This is a genomic window from Alteromonas sp. AWJ4_199 (genome assembly GCF_056159165.1).
Genome location: NZ_JBSWUR010000004.1, coordinates 1 through 21,144, shown reverse-complemented (window position 1 = coordinate 21,144; position 21,144 = coordinate 1). Strand labels below are relative to the sequence as shown.

The window sequence follows — 21,144 nt, the reverse complement described above, 5'->3', positions numbered from 1 at the left end:
GAATTTTATAATAAAATCTATTGAACGATGCAGGGGGTGGGTAAAAGAGAACAGAAAAAACGCAAATTTTACAGGTTACTTACCGATAAATTCACAGCAGTATTGTCGTGAATTTATCGAATGAAATATGTGGTAAACGTGCTACACGCCTTGTGCGACCATGGCGTCTGCAAGACGTCTAAACGCTGCGATGTTAGCGCCTTTCATGTAGTCGATATAATCGTGTTCATCACCTACACCTTGTCCTTCTGTAACACAGCGCTGATGAATGCTTTCCATAATAGCGTATAACTGATCATCAAGTACGTTCGCATTGCGCTGATTGAACACGGCGTTTTGGCTCATTTCTAATCCCGACAAGGCGACACCACCTGCATTAGATGCCTTTCCGGGCACATAAACAATTTTGGCATCTAAGAAAAGGGTTTGCGCCTCATTTGTACACGGCATATTCGCACCTTCTAAAACCATCTTACAGCCGTTATCTAGTAATACCTTGGCGTCCGTTTCAAGCAGTTCATTTTGCGTTGCACAAGGTAAAGCAATATCGCATTTTATATGCCATGGCTTTTTATTGGCTATCCATTTCCCCATTTTTTTATCAGCCATGTCTACAAGGATATTATCTCGGTTAGCGTGGTTATCAATTGCCCATTTTAATGCCGTATCCGATAACCCTTCTTCAACATGTAGAAGCCCCCGGCTGTTTGAGAGCGAAATTACCTTTCCACCTTTCTCTACCGCCTTAAGCGCCGCGTGCAGTGCTACGTTTCCTGCACCAGATACTGCAATTGTATTGCCTTCAATGTACGAGTTTCGCTGTTTACAAACCGCTTCTAAAAAGTAGATTAAGCCAAAACCTGTGGCCTCAGTACGCACATAGCTTCCACCAAACTCTAAACCTTTACCGGTTAAAACGCCTTCGAACCTATTGTTTAACCTTCGATATTCGCCATATAGATAACCTATTTCTCTCGCGCCTACGTTAATATCACCAGCAGGTACATCGGTGTTTGCGCCTATGTGTCGTTGCAATTCACGCATAAATGCTTGGCAAAACAACATAATGTCTCTGTCTGACCGGCCTTTGGGGTTAAAGTCAGAGCCTCCTTTTCCGCCACCCATGGGCAGACCAGTAAGGGCATTTTTAAAACACTGCTCAAAAGCAAGAAACTTGAGCACTGATAGATTAACAGTTGGGTGAAAGCGCAACCCACCTTTGTACGGGCCCATTGCTGAATTATGCTGCACCCGCCACCCTTGGTTTACTTCAATATTGCCTTCACTGTTCATCCAAGAGACTGTGAAATAGATAATGCGCTCCGGCATGCAAATGCGCCTTACAATATCAAATGCCTTGTAATCTTCGTTCGCGTTATAAATAGGAACAATATCTTCAAGTACTTCATGTACTGCTTGTAGATACTCGGTCTCATTAGAAAACTTATCGTTTAAAAAGTCATAGATTTCTTCAAAGTTACTTTTTTGAGCCATGTACTATTTAATCCTTTTCTTCAAAATTAGTGAGTACGGTAAGACTGCGTGGGCATGTTTCTATGACAAGTTTATCGCCCTCGTAAATTTCACCGTCTACTGCGTATGCGGTAGGTTTGTCGAATGTTAATGTAATACGTGCTGCGCGTTCATGGCGTATTGAATCGGATTGCTTTTTGGCTTCTGCCGGGCTTAACACAAGTTCCGCTAGCGAAGCGAACTGTCTATCAGAACTTGGCTGTGGCAATAGCCAGGTTAAATCAAGCTTACCATCGGTTATATCTGGCGGCTCGGCACCTTGTGCAAGTGCGGTAGTCATTGGCGCCGCGTTTGCTATCACAAAACTCGGCGTTTCTAATGTTTCAACAGGTAGATCATCTTTTGCTACCTCAAAAGTCATATTTTCGTTATTTGAAATGGCATTCCAAAGCCCTTTTAAATAAGCAAACTGACCGCCCATGTTTTTTTCTTCCCGGTCAGCAGCAGAGATCATTTGCTCTTCAAAACCAACCGCTGCAACTAAAAGCATAACGTGGTCGTTACACCGCGCCGTATCAATAGAGAGCGTGTTACCCTTTATAATGATGTCGCAGGCGGTACTTATTGGCGTGACTTTGCTGATGTATCCGTGAAGTACTTGGCTTAATGCGTTAGCGGTACCAAAGGGAATGATTCCCATGGTAACGTCGGTATTCACTAACGCTGATGCTACCTCCGTTAATGTACCGTCACCGCCACATGCAACAACAATATGGGCACCATCTCGCTTTGCTTGTTCAGCGAGTGCCTTGCCATCTGTATCTGGCGTGGTTTCCTTAACAGTGACTTTGAATTTCTCGTTAAGTCTAGAAAGCACTTCGTCTCGGTACTGAGCCCACTTACCACCGCCCGCTACGGGATTAACAATAAGCGTTAGCATTTTCTGTAGTGACAGCAAGCCGCCATCTCTTACTTTTTGAAGTGATGCTAACTGACGTTTATTGAGCCTTGCGGTTTGGCGTATTTTGTTAATTTGACTTAAAGCTTCATCCACTGTCAGTTTTGGGTTCTTCGCCAATAAAAAAGCGGCAACGACTAATACAGAGCGGCCACGCCCCAGCGCGCAATGTACTACTACATTTTTACTTTCAGATATCTGCTGATTTAGCCAATTGATTGCGAGTACGAGTTGCTCTGGTGTCGGGCTGGTATGGTCAAGTACAGGTACGTTTAAATAGCGAAAGTCTTCCTGATAGGCAGTCCAGTCTAAGCCGTCAAACTCTGCGGTTACATCTAAGATCGCTTCAATACCGTTTTCGTTGAGCAGGCCCACATGCTTGCTTGACATTCTGCACGCAAGAAATAGGTTGGGCTCAATTTTTTGTAGTGGGGGAACTTTATCGGTTCTACGTGCATACTCGTTATAAAGCCACGAACCCAGTAAGAAGGGTACGAAAACCCAACGGATATAGAAGGGAATAGATCCATCTTCGCGTTTGCGAAATAAACTTGGGTAATTAAGTAAATAGGCACTGCTTACCGCTATAAGCGAAAAGGCTGTCCATCCAAATGCAATTTTTAACAATATCACAGGCACAGTTAGCGTTAGCACCAACGCTAGTAGTGCACCCAGTATGTAGTACTTAACCATTTTCACGAATAACACATCCTTTGTAATTGGAAAAAGCAAATAGCTTATGCATTCATACTTACACCCGTTTGTTTTCGTTTACTTTTGATAGCTTAGATTTGAACTATCAATAGACGGTAAGCGTATATTTTTTTATGAAAAGTAAGAGTGTTCGTAATGAATAAAACTGTGGTACTCAAAGTTGTCAATTTCGCCTGGTTTCAATCCATATGGTGGTTAGTGATTTTGTTTCAAAACAGCGCTGTACTTCCCGTTTTAGGGCTACTTTTGATTTGGATTGTGTTCTCCCCAAAACGTGTCGAAGACCTAAAGCTTATGAGTGCAGTTTTTCTCCTTGGCACTGTGGTCGACGCCTTACTCACTTTAAGCGGGCTATTTATTTTCAATCAGACAGAGGTGCTGGTGAGCTTTTGGCCAATTCCCATATGGCTTAGCCTTCTCTGGGCCGCGTTCGCGGGTACGGTTTATCACAGTCTAACTGCGTTCAACGGTCGAATGGGTATTGCAGCAATCGCGGGGGCTGTCTTTGCGCCTCTTAGCTATATAGCTGGAGCCAAGTTCGGTGCGGTCGAGTTAGGTGCCAGTATCATGCTCTCTTATATTTTCATCGCTTTAGTGTGGAGTGTAATTTTCCCGCTGTGTTTTTATTTATCCAATCGTTTTGAGGCAAAACAAGCCCAAGCGTAAATGCAAGGAGTGTATTGGTATGACGAAAAACGTATTAGTAACTGGTGGCAATCGAGGTATAGGCCTGGAAATAGTGAAAGGGATGCTGTCAAAAGGTTACAAAGTATTGATGGGGTGTCGAGATGAAGAGTCAGGCCTTGAAGCTAAAAAGGAAATAGTAGGTGGGGATTTACATGTTATTGAATTGCCTCTTGATAACGAAACCGCCATTGTAGACGCGTTTGTGCGTGCTGAAGCCGTGTATGGCCCTATCGATATTCTGATAAATAACGCGGGGATATTAGACGACACCGATTGGAAAGAAGTAAATTCTGAAAGTTTGGCGAAATCTATGCAGGTTAACGTGAGTGCGCCACTAACGCTTATTCAACAAACCTTACCGCAAATGATTGAACGAGGGTATGGCCGTATTATTAACGTAAGTTCCAGTTACGGTAGCTTTGCGGAAGGCTTAAAAGGGCCTTTGTGCTATGCAGTAACGAAAGCCGCCATTAACGCTCTTACTGTGAAGATGGCTGCCGAGGTCGATAAAGCTGCAGATGGCAGAAATATTGATGTTACGGTAAACAGCATGACGCCTGGCTGGGTGCATACTCGAATGGGTGGCAGCGACGCGCCTAAAACTCCAGAAGAAGGTGCGGATACCGCAATTTGGCTAGCTACTATGGAAGAAGGCGGCCCTCACGGACAGTTCTTAAAAGACAGAAAGCCTATCGAATGGTAATTTGATGGTAGCCTAATGCGTATAGACTCTCGGCTACCATTACTTTTAGGTTTCCCTGGGCTAGAGGCTTTTCCGGGCTAAAAGACTTTCTACGGTTCAAGGCTTTAGAAAAGGCTCTAGGCTTTGTTTACCGTAGTGCCTAGAGTGAGAATCGCTCTCTTAAAAAGCGAGCGATGCCATCTTCATCGTGATGCCCTATTACAGAAGTAGCGGCATCTTTGATGTAAGGTTTTGCGTTTGAAGGTGCATAAGCTTCATCTGCAAGCTTAAACATACTTAAGTCGTTATCACTATCTCCAAAAACAATAACGTTGCTTGCATCTAATTGATTGCGTAATGATTCAACTGCACTGCCTTTATTAGCAAGGTTGTGATGCACATCCATCCAACGGTACTCATCACCTTCAATCGCAGGGCCAGAATAGGCTATTAATTCATCATGCATGTTTAGTTGCTTGTAGATGTCATAAACAAGCGCTGCATCACCAATCATACTGATATTGGTAATGTGAGCATCAGCGGGTAAGGTTTCGATGGGGGCAAGCCGAGCTTTTGTTCGCGAAAAGTATTTTTCGATTAAATCGAGTTCTACCTGATGTTTCGGCGCTGAATGATAGATCACGTGCTCGTGGTTAGGGCTGTCCATATTCACAGTGTTGATGAACGGCGTGATATTGTTTTTGACTGCGTGCTCAATTATGAGATTAACTTCACTTGGGGCGAGCAGGTTTTCTAGCGTTAAAGCGTTACCGGTTGGGTCCCATATGGCTACGCCATTATTATAGATATGAGGCAGAACAAAAGACTGATCCTTCAGCACAAACTGCGCTGAATGCATTGTGCGCCCTGTAGCTACCGTAAAGGCAATGTCCTTTTTACTCAATAAGCCCAAGGTCTCTCTTGTGAAAGAAGAAATTTCTGAAGACTTATTTAACAAAGTCCCATCTAAATCAAAAAATATCAAATCCATACAATTGGTGCCTAGTCTTTCTTTCAAATTGCTACAAACCAAACGTTAAAGGGCAATATACGCGAAATTCGGTATATTGCCCTTCAATATCTTTTAAGAAGCGAGTTTTAAGTAGCAAGCTCAATCAACAATTAAATACTCTAACACATTCTGCCGTTTGGCACGCTTTCATGTCATGTAATTAATTTCACTACCGAATTGATTCAACCACGTTATCGCTATGCTGCTTTAATACTTGCGACACCTTTGATGATGATTGAGACTTTCTAAGATTAATCACTAACGCCACTTTGCCATAGCGAACTGCATGCCTCACTGTTTGTATCACTTCGTTTCTATCCGGACGCAAGCCGATTAACCCAGCTACGAACAGCCCAATGAAGAGGCCAGGGCTAATTAATGCAATGTAGGTAAACAACGGGTTTTGCTGCGTAAGCGCTGGCCCAAATTGAGTTAGCAGAAAAGCGGCAATTAAACCTGCTACAAGACCAAGCGAACCAAGAAGAAGGTGAGAAGACCACATGCTCTTTCCAATTGATTCGCTGTTTCGCTCTAGCTTTTCGCTTAACTTAGGGTCGCCGGCCTCTATAACCTCTATTTGAGACGGTTCAATCGATGTTCTGTTTTGCACTATCTCTAGTACTTCTCGCACTTTCTCTTTTGAACTAAATACGGCAGCCACTTGTAGCTCATCGTTAGAGACGACATTAGCCCTTAAGTTCTCATGCTCGCTACTCTTAGCGCTTTCTGAATCAAGCTTGTTCGAATTCTGAATACTCATGGTTAAATCCTTGACTTCTTTCTTGGACTCTCTAATTAAATTCACTTAATTAGTTCAACGGGTTACTTGCCGATAATCTGTTTCACATAAACCTCGCAAGTAACTATTTGCAGATGTCTCTTTCAACTGTCTGCAGCTATTCACTATTTGTAATTAACTATTCAATTTGTATTCCGCTGAAGTACGAGTAGCGCTAATACTTTAGTTTAATTTGTAAGGTGGTATTATATAACTAACTGAAAAGTAACGATATTACATGTTCATTACATATGATTTAGTTAATAAAAGGGCGGGCTATCGACCACAAATACTAGGGATGTCGGTGCCTCTACCAGCTTTACGGGTGAGGATGAGGGGAGATACTGCGATTATTTTACACGGGATGTGAAAAATTGTTACAGCGTAGGTTGAAAGCCATTGTTGATAGAAAAAGCTCCGGGTAGATAAAGCTCTGGGTAGATAAATAAACTCGCGAAAGGTTTTAAGGCGAGTGATCAATTACCTTATTGTAGCTGTAAATTCTACTTATAGATAAGCACTATTGTGCGAGGGGAAACTGACCTTTCCACCAAAACGCAACGGCATGTCAGTATTGAAGCAAAGCCGCCCTTAACGCGTGCCCTCATAGCTATTCAATTATTATTGTTTGGGCCAAGTAAGGCGAAAGGAGTAAATAAAAATGGAAAGGACTAAAGGCTACTGCAATGTGTATTCAGACGATAGCCACCTGACAATTAAACGCATCCCTTGCGGGAACAAACGTTTTTACTATCGTTATAGCAGTGGCAAAAAAGTAACAGGCGAGCGGGTGATTAAACGTATTAAAAAGCTTGTTATTCCACCCAATTGGCAAAACACTTTTATCAGCCGTGATAGTAAAGCCAGTATTCAAGCCGTTGGCTATGATGAGAAAGGGCGCAAACAGTATATTTACCATGATAAATGGCACGAACAACAGCAAGTCGTAAAATTCGAGCGACTGCTTGCTTTCGGCAACGCTCTTTCTGAATTTCGAGAACACTGCCTTTCTTTGATTTCACAACCAACGTGGACACAAGAACGCGCCTGTGCGCTGGTATGCCTTCTGCTTGATTACACAGGTGCGAGGGTAGGCAATGCTCAATATAGCAAAGAAAATGAAACGTACGGGCTAACAACCTTGCGGCGTAAACACGTGCAATTACAGTGTGAGGATAGTGTTGAACTTGCGTACATAGGAAAGCATGGTAAACCAAGAACTTTAAAGGTTAATGATCCTGAACTTGCCTCGCTGATTTGCGATTGCGCTCAGCAGCAAGGCTATTGCCTTTTCCGCTATCAAGATAAGAGCAAGCATTGGCACGATATCACTAGCGAGGACGTAAATGCGTTCATTCACGAAGAGTTAAGCGAGCAGTTCAGCTGCAAAGATTTTAGAACCTGGGCTTCTAGTCGTTTCGCATTAACCAACCTTCCTTACGTCTATGACCAAGTTAGTAATTCCAGAACCAAAAAGTGGGAAAGCACATTAAGCAAGGTCGTCGCCGCAGAACTTGGAAATACGCCCACAGTATGCCGAAAATATTATATTCATCCGAAGCTATTTACCGTTAAAAACGATAAGAAAGCGTGTGAGATGCTTATAGAAAAGGTGCGTTCACTAAATAACGAAGATTGTACACAACTAACCCAATTGTTGCCTGTAGAAAAGCTTCTTTTGGATGTTATTTCATCTGAATGTGCGTAACAAAGCATTTTTAATGAAAATGTTTTAGCTGATAGTAAACTTGTGCTTTTTCTATGCTTTAACCGCTAAGTTAAATTGTTCCATGAATAAGTAACGTTTTCTAATATACTGAATAATATAATTAAAATATCTTTGCTTTAAATTAAAGTACTGTGAAACATGGTTGGTGTTAATTTAAACATCAATGCTGTTTAAACTAAGTTGTTTAAAAATTAAACTTGAAATTTTTTGTCAAATCCTTATATTGTTAGAGCTCTAATGATTATTGTTCGATTTAATTATTTGCATCGACATGTGTTGTTGCAAAGGTTCAGAACGGTAAATCATTGACGAGTTTTCGAAGAGCAATAGAGGAAATAACTAACGTTATGCCAATGGAAAGTTACCTGTCACTAGCCGTTTATTTTATAGCGATGTTGGGGATAGGATTGTTTGCTTACCGACAATCTACCAGTGATATTTCTGGTTATATATTGGGAGGGCGACAAGTAAGCCCTCAAGTTACCGCACTGTCTGCGGGTGCATCTGACATGTCAGGTTGGATGTTAATGGGTCTTCCTGGCGCCATGTATTTAACCGGTTTTGACGCGGTATATATCGCGATAGGCTTGGTTGCTGGTGCTTTAGCTAACTATTTACTAGTAGCGCCTAAACTTCGCGTTTATACCGAAGTGGCTAATGACTCACTTACTGTGCCTGAATTCTTTGCCAAGCGCTTCAATAAGCCAAATTCAAGCTTACGAATCGTTTCGGCGGTAATCATTGTACTGTTCTTTACACTTTATACATCTGCAGGGTTAGTAGCAGGCGGTAAGCTGTTTGAAAGTGCATTCTCGGTCGATTACCAACTGGGCTTGTTTATCACTCTAGGTGTTGTGGTGTCTTACACACTCTTGGGTGGGTTCTTAGCAGTGAGCCTTACAGACTTTGTGCAAGGGTGCATTATGTTTGTGGCATTGGTTTTAGTGCCAATTGTCGCATTTACCGAGTTTGATAGCGTATCGCAAATGACAAGCGCCGCTTATCAATCTGTACCGAATTTTTCAGAATCGTTAGAAACGCTAACGATAGTCGGTTTGCTTTCAAGTTTAGGATGGGGCTTAGGTTATTTTGGCCAGCCACACATTATCGTGCGGTTTATGGCAATTCGCTCTGTTAAAGCTATAGGCACAGCACGAAATATTGGCATGTCGTGGATGACAGTGACAATTATTGGTGCGTTAGCTACAGGCTTTGTAGGCATTGCTTATGCTAACCAGTTTGGCCTTGCAGTCGACGACCCAGAGACGATATTTATTATTTTCTCGCAGTTGCTTTTCCATCCATTAATTAGTGGATTTTTAATGGCAGCAATCTTAGCGGCCATCATGAGTACAATTTCGTCGCAGTTATTAGTTAGCGCAAGTTCGTTAACAGAAGATATTTACCGCGTAATGGTAAATAAAAAGTCGCCAGAAAAATCGTTAAGTGAAAAGCAAACGGTAACAATTGGGCGATATGGTGTAGCAGGTGTGGCTGTAGTTGCATTGCTGTTAGCCATGGATGCGTCGAACACAATTTTATCTTTAGTAAGTAACGCTTGGGCTGGTTTTGGCGCCGCATTTGGTCCATTAGTGCTGTTTTGTCTGTATAAAAAGGACCTGACAGCGAAAGCGGCAATGGCGGGCATGATCAGTGGCGCAGTCACTGTACTGTTTTGGATTTATGCCCCAGTTCTGGCTGACGGTAAAACGTTAAGCAGCGTTATTTATGAAATTATTCCAGGGTTTGCGGTAAGTACGTTAACGCTTTATTTGGTAAGTCGCTACGGTGAAAACCCAACTAAAAATGTACAAGCAACGTTTACGCAAGCCGGTGAAGAATTAGCGAATCAACAATCTTAAGGTTAAAAAGTTTATTATGAGTCATCCTAATTGGAAACGCGTAGTCATCAAAGTAGGTAGTGCACTAATATCGCCCAACCAGCAAGGTTGTAGCAGTCACTATTTACTGAGCATTGCACAGTTTATTGTGCGATGCCGAGCTAACGGTACACAAGTTGTTCTTGTGTCTTCTGGTTCGGTTGCAGCGGGAGCGCACCTGTTTCCAGAACAAGAGAAAACCAACATTGCAGTCAAAAAAGCGATGGCAGCCGCGGGTCAAACCGAAATGATTGCCACATGGGATAGACTGTTTGATTTTCCGTCTGCCCAGATGCTACTTACCCATGCTGACTTAAGAGACAGAGAGCGTTACGTAAGTATTCGTGAAACCATATTCAGTTTGTTAGATAACAACATTCTGCCTATTGTGAACGAAAACGACACTGTAACTACCGACAAATTGAAGGTTGGTGACAACGATAATTTATCGGCCATGGTAGCGTCTGCAGCTGAAGCTGATGCACTGATCATCTGTTCAGACATTGATGGGTTGTACGACAAGAACCCACATGAACATGACGACGCAAAACTGCTTAAATCGGTTGATACCATCGATCAGAGCGTTTATGACATGGCTGGAGGTGCGGTTAAAGGCGGTGTTGGCACCGGTGGTATGCGCACCAAAATTGAAGCGGCCGAGAAAGCTGTTTCGCATGGTATAGATACATATATTATTAACGGCTTTACTGAGCTGTCGTTTAATATGCTGCTAGCAGGTGAAAACCCAGGCACGCATTTCAAACCTCACGCCAAGCCAATGCAAGAGAATGTGCATTGGATGCGCCATACGTCAAATGCGCAAGGTGAGGTGATAGTAGAAGGCGACTTCGACGACTCTTTACATACCGACGCAGAGCAGCTAACAAGTAGCGAAATTATAGACGTGAAAGGTGAGTTCTCGGTAGGCGACACCATATTGGTACGTAAAGAAGACGGCACTAAATTGGTAAAAGCTAAGTCGAACTACAGTAGCTGTTTATTGAATTTTATTGCGAATCAGGAAAGTGAAGAATTTGCCCACGAGTTTGAGGAAAAAACAGGGCCAATTATTTCTGATCAGCACATAGCAAATCTGGAGAAAGAATGAGTATTATTACAGAGTTAGCACAACAGGCGAAAAAAGCTGCACGTACACTGGCAATTTTAAGTGAGAGCCAGAAAAACGCGGTGTTAACTGATATGGCCGAGGCAATTCGTGCAAATAAAAGCAAAATTATTGAAGTAAACGAAAAGGAAGTTGCGCGCGCAAAAGAAAATAATTTAGATGCAGCCATGATTGACCGCCTAATCCTTAACGATGAGCGTATTGAATCAATGGCTGAAGGCATTGAGGTTATTGTTGAACTAGACGATCCGGTAGGCAAAGAGCGTGTTATTGGTACGCGTCCTAACGGAATTGAAATTAAGAAAATGCGTATACCGCTAGGCGTTGTGTGCATGATTTATGAAGCACGACCTAATGTTACTGCCGACGCGGGCGCGCTGTGCTTTAAATCGGGCAACGCCGTAATTTTACGTGGCGGTAAAGAAGCCCTTGATACAAGTTTAGCCATTGCTGAACTTATGCAAGACGTGCTTGAAAAGCATAACTTGCCTAAAGCACTAGTTACCGTTGTACCAAACCCAGACCGCGCATTAATGCAAGAGCTAATGGAACAACGCGACTACATCGACGTTATTATTCCACGTGGTGGTGAAGGCCTGATCAACTACGTAACTGATAACGCTAAAGTACCGGTTATCCAGCACTTTAAAGGTGTGTGCCACCTTTATGTAGATAAAGATGCTGATTTAGAAAAAGCCATGGCTATACTTCTAAACGGTAAAACCCAGCGTACTGGTGTGTGTAATGCACTTGAAGGTTTGGTTGTACATCAAGCTGTGGCGGGTGATTTCTTACCCAAAGTGGCTGACGCTTTTAAAGAAAAAGGTGTTAAAGTTCACGTAAACGAAAAAGGCAGCCAGTATTTTGATGGCGCTGACGTCATTGCAGAAGACGCATACGGCGAAGAGTACCTAGGTTTAGAAATCGCAATTCGCGTTGTTGATGACTTCGAGGGTGCGGTAGACCATATTGCACAGTTCGGTAGTAACCACACAGAAGTTATCGTTACTGAAGATGCTGAGAAAGGTAAGCTATTCCAACGCGCAGTAGATGCAAGTGTGGTAATGGTTAACGCTTCTTCACGCTTCTCTGATGGCAGTCAGTTGGGCTTAGGTGCAGAAATTGGCATTGCAACGACTAAGCTTCACGCTTATGGTCCAATGGGCTTAGAGTCTTTGACTTCAGAGAAATACTTAGTAAATGGTGAAGGCCAAATTCGTGAATAATAACGTTAAGCGATAACTGGTCGGCATTGTGCCGTGAGTTTACATGCTTCATAATGATAAGCGCTGACATTCGTCGGCGCTTTTTTTCGCCTATTCAAAGATTTACCCCAAGCACAAACGGAGCTTACATGGAGATAGTGATAGACCCCGCGCAGTTATGGCAACAACTTATCGTTTTTGCGAGCGAGTACAAGCTGCTGACGTCGTTAGTGCTTTTGATCGTACTGCATTTCACCAAAAAAGGGGTACTGCTACTTATAAGACGTATTAGTTCGCAGCGTGGAGAAGACCGTCGAAATCAAATAAATATATTAGAGCAGTTGGGTAATGCGTTCATTATCATAGTGTTAATGATGGTGTGGAGCTCTGAGATACAAACGCTCGCCATTTCAATTGCTGCGTTTATGGTTGCAATTGTGCTTGCTACCCGCGAGTTTATTCAGTGTTTTATGGGGTTTATTTACTACCTGGGCGCAAGGCCGTTTAGAGTAGGAGACTGGATCCAAATGAATAATATTATTGGTGAAGTGGTAGAAATGGATTGGGCAAAAACCGCGTTACTTGAAGTAGACCCGGAAAGCTTCAACTACACGGGTAAACACGTTTACGTACCTAACAGTCAGCTAGTTACCCAAACCGTGCGTAACCTAAACTTTATGCGCCGCTATCGTTTGCACTCCTTTGAAATTGTTAACGAGCCTACGGTAAATGCGTATAGCTTGTTACCCGCTTTTCATGCTCGCGCTCAAGCCCATTGCGAATATTTTCGCGATGTAGCAGAACGTTATAAAGGCTTGATTGAACGTCATTTAGAACAAGAATTTATTCGTATAGACCCAGAAGTTGAGATTAAAACCAATGAGCTTGCAAAGGTCGTAGTTAAGGTAAGTCTTTTCTGCCCAACAGCGGAAGCCCATGAGCTAGAACACAAGATGTGCTCTGACTGGTTAAGCTTGTGGTTTAGAGCGCAAAAAGAAGAGCAGACGATGTTAATGCAACAGCAAAGCGAGATTGGTAACAGCAATCTTCAAGCACAAGCTACTACAGAACAGCAAGCGACAACGAGTACAGGGTTGTAACACTCAACAAAGGAGCGACCTGTTTTCGAATTTACCGGTCGCTCACTGCTTTTTGTTGCCATTTACTCGTTATACTCTATTTATTACCATTCATTCGTTACATGTCCATTCCCGCTGGTGGGAAAAATGCCCTTCTAAAAATGCCATCTGATCTGCCAGTATGCGTCGGTTCATTAAATAAAAGCGCTCGTAAACATTGGGCCTAAATGGCACAGCGAGTAAACGCATATTCGCTTCTTCAGGTGTTTTCGCGGCTTTAGCATGATTACATCGCTGACAAGCGGTGGCTACGTTCGTCCAGATATCTTTTCCGCCGCGAGAGCGAGGGATAATATGGTCTCGGGTAAGTTGTTTAGGCGTAAACTTATTGCCGCAATACATGCACAAATAGCTGTCGCGTCTAAACAAATAGCGGTTGGTAAGGGCAACTTTGCCAGATAAATCTGTTACCTTGCCGTCGCAAGCGATAATACTTGATAGGGTAAGTTCGCTTTGCAGCCCTTCGTGATTCCAGCCACCTTTAAGGGTTATGGCATCGCTGCCTAGCTCGAATAGCACCTTGTCCTGACTGTAAAGCTTTGCGGCTTGTTCAACATCTATCCACTCTTGTGGCATGCCTGCTTTATTAAGTCGAAGTACCAACATGGTTATCTCCTTAGCACACTAATATTAGACGTTCTTGTTATGAATAATCTTTATTGCCCGCATCTTTATTACCAGTATATGGTTCACAGCATTAGTTACGGGGTGTTTCTTTGTTCGCTTTTTGTTCTAGCATACGCTGTTTTGTGTCAGTATGATGAAAATATAGTCAATAATTGAAATTTCACAGATATTTCATATAGTCATGGTGCTATGGTTGATAGCGATTTTTCGCAAATTCACTAAATAAATTCCACGCGGGGCTGTATTTGGCAATGGCATTACAGCTACTTCAAAGCTATACTATGCGCCGCGTTTAAAAGCGATAAAATAAAGATTGAAATTAAAGGACAAATAGTGACTCCTATTACTAAATCATTTCAGTATGGACAGCATACTGTAACTCTAGAGACGGGTGTAATTGCTCGTCAGGCGACAGCTGCGGTTCTTGCGAGCATGGACGACACGTCTGTACTGGTAACAGTAGTTGGTAAAAAAGAAGCCAAGCCAGATCAAGACTTCTTCCCTCTAACAGTAAACTACCAAGAAAAAGCGTATGCTGCGGGTAAAATCCCAGGTGGTTTTTTCAAGCGTGAAGGTCGTCCATCTGAAGGCGAAACATTGACAGCGCGTCTTATCGACCGCCCAATTCGCCCATTATTCCCAGAAGGCTTCAAGAACGAAGTACAAGTTGTTGTTACTGTAATGTCTGCTAACCCAGATATCCCTACCGACATCATCTCTATGATTGGTACTTCTGCAGCGCTTGCTATCTCAGGTATTCCTTTCAACGGCCCAATCGGTGCGGCTCGTGTTGGTTATAGCAACGGCGAATACATTCTAAATACACGCGCAGAAGAGCAAGCTGAAAGCCAGCTTGACCTTGTTGTTGCGGGTACTGAAGGTGCAGTACTTATGGTTGAATCAGAAGCTGACGTGCTTTCTGAAGATACTATGCTAGGTGCGGTAATGTTCGGTCACGAGCAACTTCAAACTGTAGTTAACGCAGTTAATGAATTTGCTGCTGAAGTTGGCACTGAGAAGTGGGACTGGGCACCAGAAGCAGAAAACACTGCACTTAAAGATAAAGTTAAAGCACTAGCTGAAGCTGAAATGACAGCGGCTTACCAGATTTCTGACAAGTTAGAGCGTAAAGACGCAGTAACTGCAGCAACTGATAAAGCACTAGAAGCTATCCTTGCTGAAGACGAAGAGCAAGACAAGAAAGAAGTACTAGACCTTCTTCACGAACTTGAGTCTGACGTAGTACGTTCACGCATCCTTTCTGGCGCGCCACGTATCGACGGTCGTGAGCCTGCAATGATTCGTGCTCTAGACGTAGCAACAGGCATTCTTCCTCGTACTCACGGTTCTGCACTATTCACCCGTGGTGAAACGCAGGCAATTGTTGCTGCTACTTTAGGTACAGAGCGTGATGCACAGATGATTGACGAGCTTCAAGGTAAGCGCGACAGCCGTTTCATGCTTCACTACAACTTCCCTCCATACTGTGTTGGTGAAACCGGTATGATTGGTTCGCCTAAGCGTCGTGAAATTGGTCACGGTCGTCTAGCGAAGCGTGGTATTCAAGCAGTAATGCCAAGTGAAGAAGAATTCCCGTACGTAGTACGTGTGGTTTCTGAAATCACAGAATCAAACGGTTCATCTTCAATGGCGTCGGTATGTGGTACTTCACTAGCGCTTATGGATGCAGGTGTTCCAATTAAAGCGTCTGTTGCGGGTATCGCAATGGGCCTAGTTAAGAGTGACGACAACTTTGTTGTACTTTCAGACATCCTTGGTGACGAAGATCACCTTGGCGACATGGACTTTAAAGTAGCGGGTACTACCGAAGGTATTACTGCACTTCAAATGGACATTAAGATTGAAGGTATTACTAAAGAAATCATGCAAATTGCGCTTAAACAAGCAAAAGAAGCACGTTTGCACATTCTTAACGTAATGGACGAAGCAATTGGCGGTCACCGTGAAGAGCTAAGTGAATTTGCTCCACGCATTTACACAATGAAGATTGACCAAGACAAGATTCGTGACGTTATCGGTAAAGGCGGCGCAATGATCCGTCAAATTACTGAAGAGTCTGACACTAACATCGAGATTGAAGACGACGGTACTATCAAAATCTTCGCGACAGAGCGTGCGAAAGCAGACATCGCTATTGGCAAGATTGAGCAAGTAACGGCTGAAATTGAAGTTGGTAAGACTTACAACGGTAAGATTACACGTATTGTAGACTTCGGTGCGTTCGTAGAAGTACTTCCAGGTAAAGAAGGTCTTGTTCACATTTCACAAATCGCTCACGAGCGTGTGAACAAGGTTACTGACTACCTTAAAGAAGGTGAAATGGTTGACGTTAAGGTTATGGAAATCGACCGCCAGAACCGTGTACGTTTAAGCATTAAAGAGCTTCTAGAAAAGCCTGCGCCTAAGTCTGACGACGCAGAGTAATATCAATTAGGTTTAAACCTAGTTAGTTATGTTTAAGTAAAAAGGGAGCTTGGCTCCCTTTTTTCGTTATAGGTTTTAAAAGAGGTAGCGGGTTGGATTATTCCCGTTAATCCATACATTTAAACCATAACGAACAGCGCTTTTTTAGAGGTATTAGATAATGGATAAGCAAACGCAAACCGAAGTTGAAGCAGCGGTATTCCGCCGCTTAGTAGAACACCTAGACGCAAATAAAGACGTTCAGAACATCGATCTGATGATTTTGGCGGATTTCTGCCGTAATTGCTTGGCAAAATGGTATTCAGCCGCTGCAAGCGAGCAGGGCGCTGATATCGACTACGAAGCCGCACGCGAAGTGGTATATAAAATGCCGTATTCAGAGTGGAAAGAGAAGCATCAGCTTCCTGCTACTGATGAGCAGTTGGAGAAGCTGGCTGCTAGGCAGGGGAAGTAGTTTTTAGTTAGGACGAAATTTGTTTTTGTGTTTTGAAAGCCAGCTTATGCTGGCTTTTTTGGTTTTGGGTGTGAAGGAATGCAGTGTTAGTTTGTGTTCGGTGATTTGGTGTTTTTATAATGAGGTTAATAAAAGGCAGTACGGTTTTTCTTTATTTTTCTGTTGGTTGTGAGGTATTGTAGTTCTAAATACAAGGACAGGTTCCCGAAAGTTGTGCGGATTAGCATGATGGTTTAGGGACGAGTAAGCTGTTAGGAGTTTTTCAAAGTATGGATGCAATCTTCAAATTAATTACTGATTCTCATGTGATTATCCAAGGAGCTTTAGGCTCTGCACTTTTTTGGTTGATATTAGTTATAGGGCAATACCTTTTTAGCTTTATCGGAACAAAAATAACTTTTGTTAACGCGGCCTATAAAAAAGAAACCCTTTATAGGGAATATATGCAGAGAAAACTAACAAAGGGAGATATGCGTCATGAAATAATTTCAATGTCCATGTATCAAGCTTTAAGCTACTTACTTCGAGGTTTTGTATTTCTTGGCCTTGGTTTTATCATGAGTGAATTCATCCCTTTAAGTAACTCTATTGGTGGTCTTGGTTTTTTGTTTTATTTATTCAGAGCGTTAGGGTGGTTGAAACCTTTCTATGTTGGAGCTAGAGAGACAGATCTAGAGCTGTGGAAAAGAATAGAGGAAATTGAGCAAGAGCTCTTTGGCTCAGTCAATGATGATACTAAAGATAAGCTAAATGAGTTAGCGAACTCCAAACAAAAAAATTAAGTCACTCACTGCGCTCACTGGGAAGCATAAATGCGGGTCGGCTCCGCCATTATGCCACATGCCTGCGCCCCTTATTTAAAAGTTATAGCTATTTCTAATTTCGGTGAACATTTATAGTTTTCGGCATAATTAAAAGGTAAAAATAGTATTTACTAATATGGATAAATTGAATGCACTAACAAGCCTGTCTTTATCTGAATATGGAAGCTGGGCATCAATAATAGGGATTGCCGTTTCAGTATTTACTTTACTGATGGTCTTTACCATAAAAAAAGAATTTTTTTTTCGCTCAAGAGTGGAAGAGTACTCAGAAACACTTACTAAGATATCTTCTGATATAACTGCTAGCTTAATTTTCTATGAGAAAAATCAAGATGATATAGATGAACTCATTGCATTAGCAGACGTTACATTAAGATCCGCTAAAAAAGGAGCATCTGGCGATTTGTTATCGGATATCAAATCAGCACGAAGAAGAGTTTGGTTATACAAAACTAGAAATTTTATTGGATGGAAGTTTAAGCCTGAGTCTAAACACGCTCGAAATGTATCCAAAGGAATTAATGTTGTAATTGCTGAATTACATAATGTAAAAAAAGAATTGATGGCTGGAAAATGATATGGCAACACAGAAAGAATTTGTAAAGCTTGTGGATACTTTGATTGAGTTTACTCAAGAAAAAAAAATAACTTGGTTGAGATCTGACGCGCCCAATTCGTTATTGCTAAATGGTAACCAGATTAATCACGTTTATACCACGAAATATAAAAACAAGAATTTACGTGTGTATGAAGAATTGTATAAATACTATACCGATGAAGATGTGTTTCATATGCGAGCGAGAACAGTAATCAGTTTTATTGATGGTGATAACTCTATCTTTGATTTCCCACAAACGTCGAATGCTTGGGATTTATTAAAAGCAATTCAATACCGTGATGTCGATATTGATGGTTTTATGAATGATATACTCGATGACTTATAGCTATAACAAGTTGTTCAGGTAGGATTCGTAACAGTAGGCTCGGTTCCGCTTCGCTACACATTTTAACCAACAATTACTCGCCTCTTAGCAAGGCGTTATGTCCACTTTTAGTGGGTAAGACCAGTTTTACACAGTGTTGTCTGTCCTATGTTAAACAAAGAAGTTAATTAAGGTTTATCTTAAGAGTAATAATGAAAAGACAAAAAGAAAAATCGTTAAAAATGATAAAAAACTTATGGAATGCAACTAAAGCAGGTAGGTTTGTTCGACTTGCTTTTGGTTATGTTGAGCCTGGGTTTGGTGATATAATTGAAGCTTTTGTAAATAAAGGAGTTTTATTCATTTCAGTCGCGCTTCTTTTATGCCTATATACCGACCTTATTTTTGACTTTGGGTATATAGAGGTAGCCAAGTCATTACTAGATATTGTCGTATTATCTGTCGCTATCTATTCAACATTAACAGGCGTTCCAAAGTTTATATGTATGCCCATTATTGCTATTAGGTCGTATTTAGACACAAAGTTATTTTGGAATATAATGCTATCTATTATTTTGGTTGCTTTTCCTTTTATGTACTTTTTCTAATAAAGAGCAGCCAATACCTATGGATGTTTTCTACTGACCGTTCTCAAGTTCTATAGCTTATCCTTTGGGGGCAAAATGGTAAGATACTCTACTAAACAAGACAGGCACGTTTGTGTACTTTGAATTGAATCGTACATTCGCAAAAGTATTCATAAGTGAAAAAGGTGTGGCATTCGGAATAATCCGTGAGGCTTCTCAGCCATTTCCTAGTGCTCTTGCCGAGAGCAAGGTATTGGCAGAAGATGAATCAGGAAACTATTTCATTGAAGTAAATGGGGCGGTTCATTTCTGGGACCACGAAACTAAAGGACTAAATAAGACAGGCATGTTTGTGTAGCGTTAAATACACCGAAATCATCTGCATGTCGATTTGGTGTTTTTAATAAATGATCGAAAAACGACATTACGGTTTTTTCTTTATTTCTCTGTTGGTTATGGTTTAGAGTTGTAAGAAGAAAAAAGGAGAAGTGCCCCAAAATGGTGTGGATTAGCATGACGGTTTGGGGACGAGTAAATTGTTATGTGACTACAAGGAAGAACCATAGTGAAGAGTAAAGATTCGAATTATTGGTTCCCAGCTAAGACTTACGGAATTGGTTGGGGACTCCCAGTGACGTGGCAAGGCTGGGCTATTTTGTTAGTTTATATTGCCGCAATGATTGTCACTGCTTTCTTGCGTTCGCCTACCAGTAACTCCCGCGTTTTTATCGGTTTATCATTTGCGTATACGATCGCATTAATAATCGTGTGTTACATCAAAGGTGAAAGATTAAATTGGCGGTGGGGTAGCAAGCAGTAGTGAAACCGTCACATAACAAAAAAATTAAGTCACTCACTTCGTTCGTTGGGACGCATACATGCGGGGCGGCTTCGCCATTATGCCCCACATGCCTGCGCCCCTTATTTAAAAGTTATGTGCTAGTAGGTTAATTGAAAATGGAAGAACTGAAAGGGATGACAATAAATGAAAGGTTATTTGCCTTAAAAGCAATCGATTCCTTTGATGCAGCTATTAAGTCAAAAGATTGTAAAGCCGCCATCGAAGTTCTTGAGCAATGTGGATTGAGTTATTCGTCAGCTCTTGAAACCGTATCTTCAATTTTTAAAAATCCTAAACGTTACGGGTACTAGTAATTGGCTCAAGGTTTATTATATTTCGCACATAACAAACAAATTATGGCACTCGCTGGCGCTCGCTGGGACGCAAACACGTGCGCGGCTTCGCCATTATTGCACACGTGTCTGCGCCCCATATTTGGAAGTTATACGCTTAAGGAAAATTTTCCACTATGAATATAGAATTAGTGAAAGCCGATTACAAAAACGAAAAGCACGCTGAAGATATTTCGTTTCTATTAAATGAGTACGCTTGCGACCCGATGGGAGGAGGAAAACCTCTCTCGGATAATACAATGGCAAATCTCACTTTAGAGCTTTCCAAAATCCCTCAAGCTTTTAGTGTTTTAATATACGTCGACGAAACTCCTGCAGCTTTGGCCAATTGCTTTGAGGGATTCTCTACCTTTTCTTGCAAGCCTCTTGTTAACGTCCATGATATATGTGTTCACAAAAATTTTAGGGGAATGGGCCTAAGTCAAAAGTTACTCGAAAAAGTGGAATCTATCGCACTCAGCTTAGGCTGTTGCAAAATCACATTAGAAGTATTGAGTAACAATAACGTTGCTAAAGCGGCGTACGAAAAATTTGGTTTCAGTGGTTACGAATTAGATCCTAAAGCAGGTAGTGCGGTTTTTTGGCAAAAGGCTTTGAGCGTATAACAAACAAATTAAGTCACTCGCTTCGCTCGCTGGGACACAAACATGGCGGCTGTGTCACTTCGTTCCGATTATAGCCGCCATGTTTGTGCCCCTTATTTGGGT

Annotated in this window: 21 protein-coding genes; 16 read left to right on the top strand and 5 right to left on the bottom strand. The window is 41.9% G+C overall.

Annotation, left to right across the window (positions count from 1 at the left end; genetic code table 11):
• Window positions 1-141 precede the first annotated feature (141 nt).
• Both gdhA and ACXAER_RS18435 read right to left on the bottom strand, forming a co-directional pair.
• Window positions 142-1,494, bottom strand: coding sequence for an NADP-specific glutamate dehydrogenase (gene gdhA / locus ACXAER_RS18440; protein WP_474831734.1), 1,353 nt, complete (start codon window positions 1,492-1,494; stop codon window positions 142-144).
• A 7-nt stretch (window positions 1,495-1,501) separates the two neighbouring features.
• A complete protein-coding gene (locus ACXAER_RS18435) occupies window positions 1,502-3,130 on the bottom strand; it encodes a diacylglycerol kinase family protein (RefSeq protein ID WP_474831732.1) in 1,629 nt (542 codons plus the stop codon).
• Window positions 3,131-3,280: 150 nt separating this feature from the next.
• Between ACXAER_RS18435 and ACXAER_RS18430 the strand changes: the two genes are divergently transcribed.
• Both ACXAER_RS18430 and ACXAER_RS18425 read left to right on the top strand, forming a co-directional pair.
• Window positions 3,281-3,811 (top strand): DUF2878 domain-containing protein, encoded by a 531-nt coding sequence (locus ACXAER_RS18430; RefSeq protein WP_474831729.1) that lies wholly within the window; start codon window positions 3,281-3,283, stop codon window positions 3,809-3,811.
• A 19-nt stretch (window positions 3,812-3,830) separates the two neighbouring features.
• On the top strand, window positions 3,831-4,535 hold the full coding sequence (locus tag ACXAER_RS18425) for an SDR family NAD(P)-dependent oxidoreductase (RefSeq protein WP_474831727.1): 705 nt from the start codon (window positions 3,831-3,833) through the stop codon (window positions 4,533-4,535).
• 139 nt (window positions 4,536-4,674) lie between these two features.
• Here ACXAER_RS18425 and ACXAER_RS18420 read toward each other — a convergent pair whose 3' ends face one another.
• Both ACXAER_RS18420 and ACXAER_RS18415 read right to left on the bottom strand, forming a co-directional pair.
• Window positions 4,675-5,505 carry an HAD family hydrolase gene (locus ACXAER_RS18420; protein ID WP_474831724.1) on the bottom strand — a complete coding sequence of 277 codons (831 nt, stop codon included), beginning with the start codon at window positions 5,503-5,505 and terminating at the stop codon, window positions 4,675-4,677.
• Between the two features lie 190 nt (window positions 5,506-5,695).
• Entirely contained in the window at window positions 5,696-6,286 is a 591-nt protein-coding gene (locus ACXAER_RS18415; RefSeq protein ID WP_474831721.1) for a hypothetical protein, read from the bottom strand.
• A 679-nt stretch (window positions 6,287-6,965) separates the two neighbouring features.
• Between ACXAER_RS18415 and ACXAER_RS18410 the strand changes: the two genes are divergently transcribed.
• The 5 genes from ACXAER_RS18410 (at window position 6,966) to ACXAER_RS18390 (ending at window position 13,344) form a co-directional block, all read left to right on the top strand.
• Window positions 6,966-8,012, top strand: a complete 1,047-nt coding sequence (locus ACXAER_RS18410) for a DNA topoisomerase IB (protein WP_474831719.1) — start codon at window positions 6,966-6,968, stop codon at window positions 8,010-8,012.
• A 368-nt stretch (window positions 8,013-8,380) separates the two neighbouring features.
• Window positions 8,381-9,895, top strand: coding sequence for a sodium/proline symporter PutP (gene putP, locus ACXAER_RS18405; protein WP_474831717.1), 1,515 nt, complete (start codon window positions 8,381-8,383; stop codon window positions 9,893-9,895).
• 16 nt (window positions 9,896-9,911) lie between these two features.
• Window positions 9,912-11,021 carry a glutamate 5-kinase gene (gene proB, locus ACXAER_RS18400; protein WP_474831713.1) on the top strand — a complete coding sequence of 370 codons (1,110 nt, stop codon included), beginning with the start codon at window positions 9,912-9,914 and terminating at the stop codon, window positions 11,019-11,021.
• The gene (locus ACXAER_RS18395; protein ID WP_474831711.1) at window positions 11,018-12,265 is read left to right on the top strand and encodes a glutamate-5-semialdehyde dehydrogenase; all 1,248 of its coding nucleotides are present in this window, start codon (window positions 11,018-11,020) and stop codon (window positions 12,263-12,265) included. Before proB ends, ACXAER_RS18395 begins: the two co-directional genes overlap by 4 nt.
• Before the next feature lie 128 nt (window positions 12,266-12,393).
• Window positions 12,394-13,344, top strand: a complete 951-nt coding sequence (locus ACXAER_RS18390; protein ID WP_474831707.1) for a mechanosensitive ion channel family protein — start codon at window positions 12,394-12,396, stop codon at window positions 13,342-13,344.
• A gap of 90 nt (window positions 13,345-13,434) precedes the next feature.
• Here the strand turns inward: ACXAER_RS18390 and ACXAER_RS18385 are convergent, their stop codons facing one another.
• On the bottom strand, window positions 13,435-13,989 hold the full coding sequence (locus ACXAER_RS18385) for an HNH endonuclease (RefSeq protein WP_474831705.1): 555 nt from the start codon (window positions 13,987-13,989) through the stop codon (window positions 13,435-13,437).
• 354 nt (window positions 13,990-14,343) lie between these two features.
• Here ACXAER_RS18385 and pnp point away from each other — a divergent pair, with 354 nt between their 5' ends.
• The 9 genes from pnp to ACXAER_RS18340 all read left to right on the top strand — a co-directional run bounded on the left by pnp (window position 14,344) and on the right by ACXAER_RS18340 (window position 21,042).
• Window positions 14,344-16,455, top strand: coding sequence for a polyribonucleotide nucleotidyltransferase (gene pnp / locus ACXAER_RS18380; protein WP_474831702.1), 2,112 nt, complete (start codon window positions 14,344-14,346; stop codon window positions 16,453-16,455).
• A 160-nt stretch (window positions 16,456-16,615) separates the two neighbouring features.
• Window positions 16,616-16,909, top strand: coding sequence for a DUF1244 domain-containing protein (locus tag ACXAER_RS18375; RefSeq protein ID WP_012518312.1), 294 nt, complete (start codon window positions 16,616-16,618; stop codon window positions 16,907-16,909).
• A gap of 269 nt (window positions 16,910-17,178) precedes the next feature.
• The gene (locus tag ACXAER_RS18370) at window positions 17,179-17,691 is read left to right on the top strand and encodes a hypothetical protein (RefSeq protein ID WP_474831700.1); all 513 of its coding nucleotides are present in this window, start codon (window positions 17,179-17,181) and stop codon (window positions 17,689-17,691) included.
• A gap of 157 nt (window positions 17,692-17,848) precedes the next feature.
• Window positions 17,849-18,310: a hypothetical protein gene (locus ACXAER_RS18365; RefSeq protein ID WP_474831698.1), complete on the top strand. Its 462-nt coding sequence runs from the start codon at window positions 17,849-17,851 to the stop codon at window positions 18,308-18,310.
• Between the two features lies 1 nt (window position 18,311).
• Window positions 18,312-18,677 carry a hypothetical protein gene (locus ACXAER_RS18360; RefSeq protein ID WP_474831695.1) on the top strand — a complete coding sequence of 122 codons (366 nt, stop codon included), beginning with the start codon at window positions 18,312-18,314 and terminating at the stop codon, window positions 18,675-18,677.
• 191 nt (window positions 18,678-18,868) lie between these two features.
• Entirely contained in the window at window positions 18,869-19,264 is a 396-nt protein-coding gene (locus ACXAER_RS18355; protein WP_474831693.1) for a hypothetical protein, read from the top strand.
• A 112-nt stretch (window positions 19,265-19,376) separates the two neighbouring features.
• Entirely contained in the window at window positions 19,377-19,601 is a 225-nt protein-coding gene (locus ACXAER_RS18350; protein WP_474831690.1) for a hypothetical protein, read from the top strand.
• Window positions 19,602-20,200: 599 nt separating this feature from the next.
• Complete coding sequence (locus ACXAER_RS18345; protein ID WP_198817837.1) at window positions 20,201-20,395, top strand: hypothetical protein; 195 nt, start codon at window positions 20,201-20,203, stop codon at window positions 20,393-20,395.
• Between the two features lie 158 nt (window positions 20,396-20,553).
• Entirely contained in the window at window positions 20,554-21,042 is a 489-nt protein-coding gene (locus ACXAER_RS18340; protein ID WP_474831687.1) for a GNAT family N-acetyltransferase, read from the top strand.
• The last annotated feature ends 102 nt before the right edge of the window (window positions 21,043-21,144 follow it).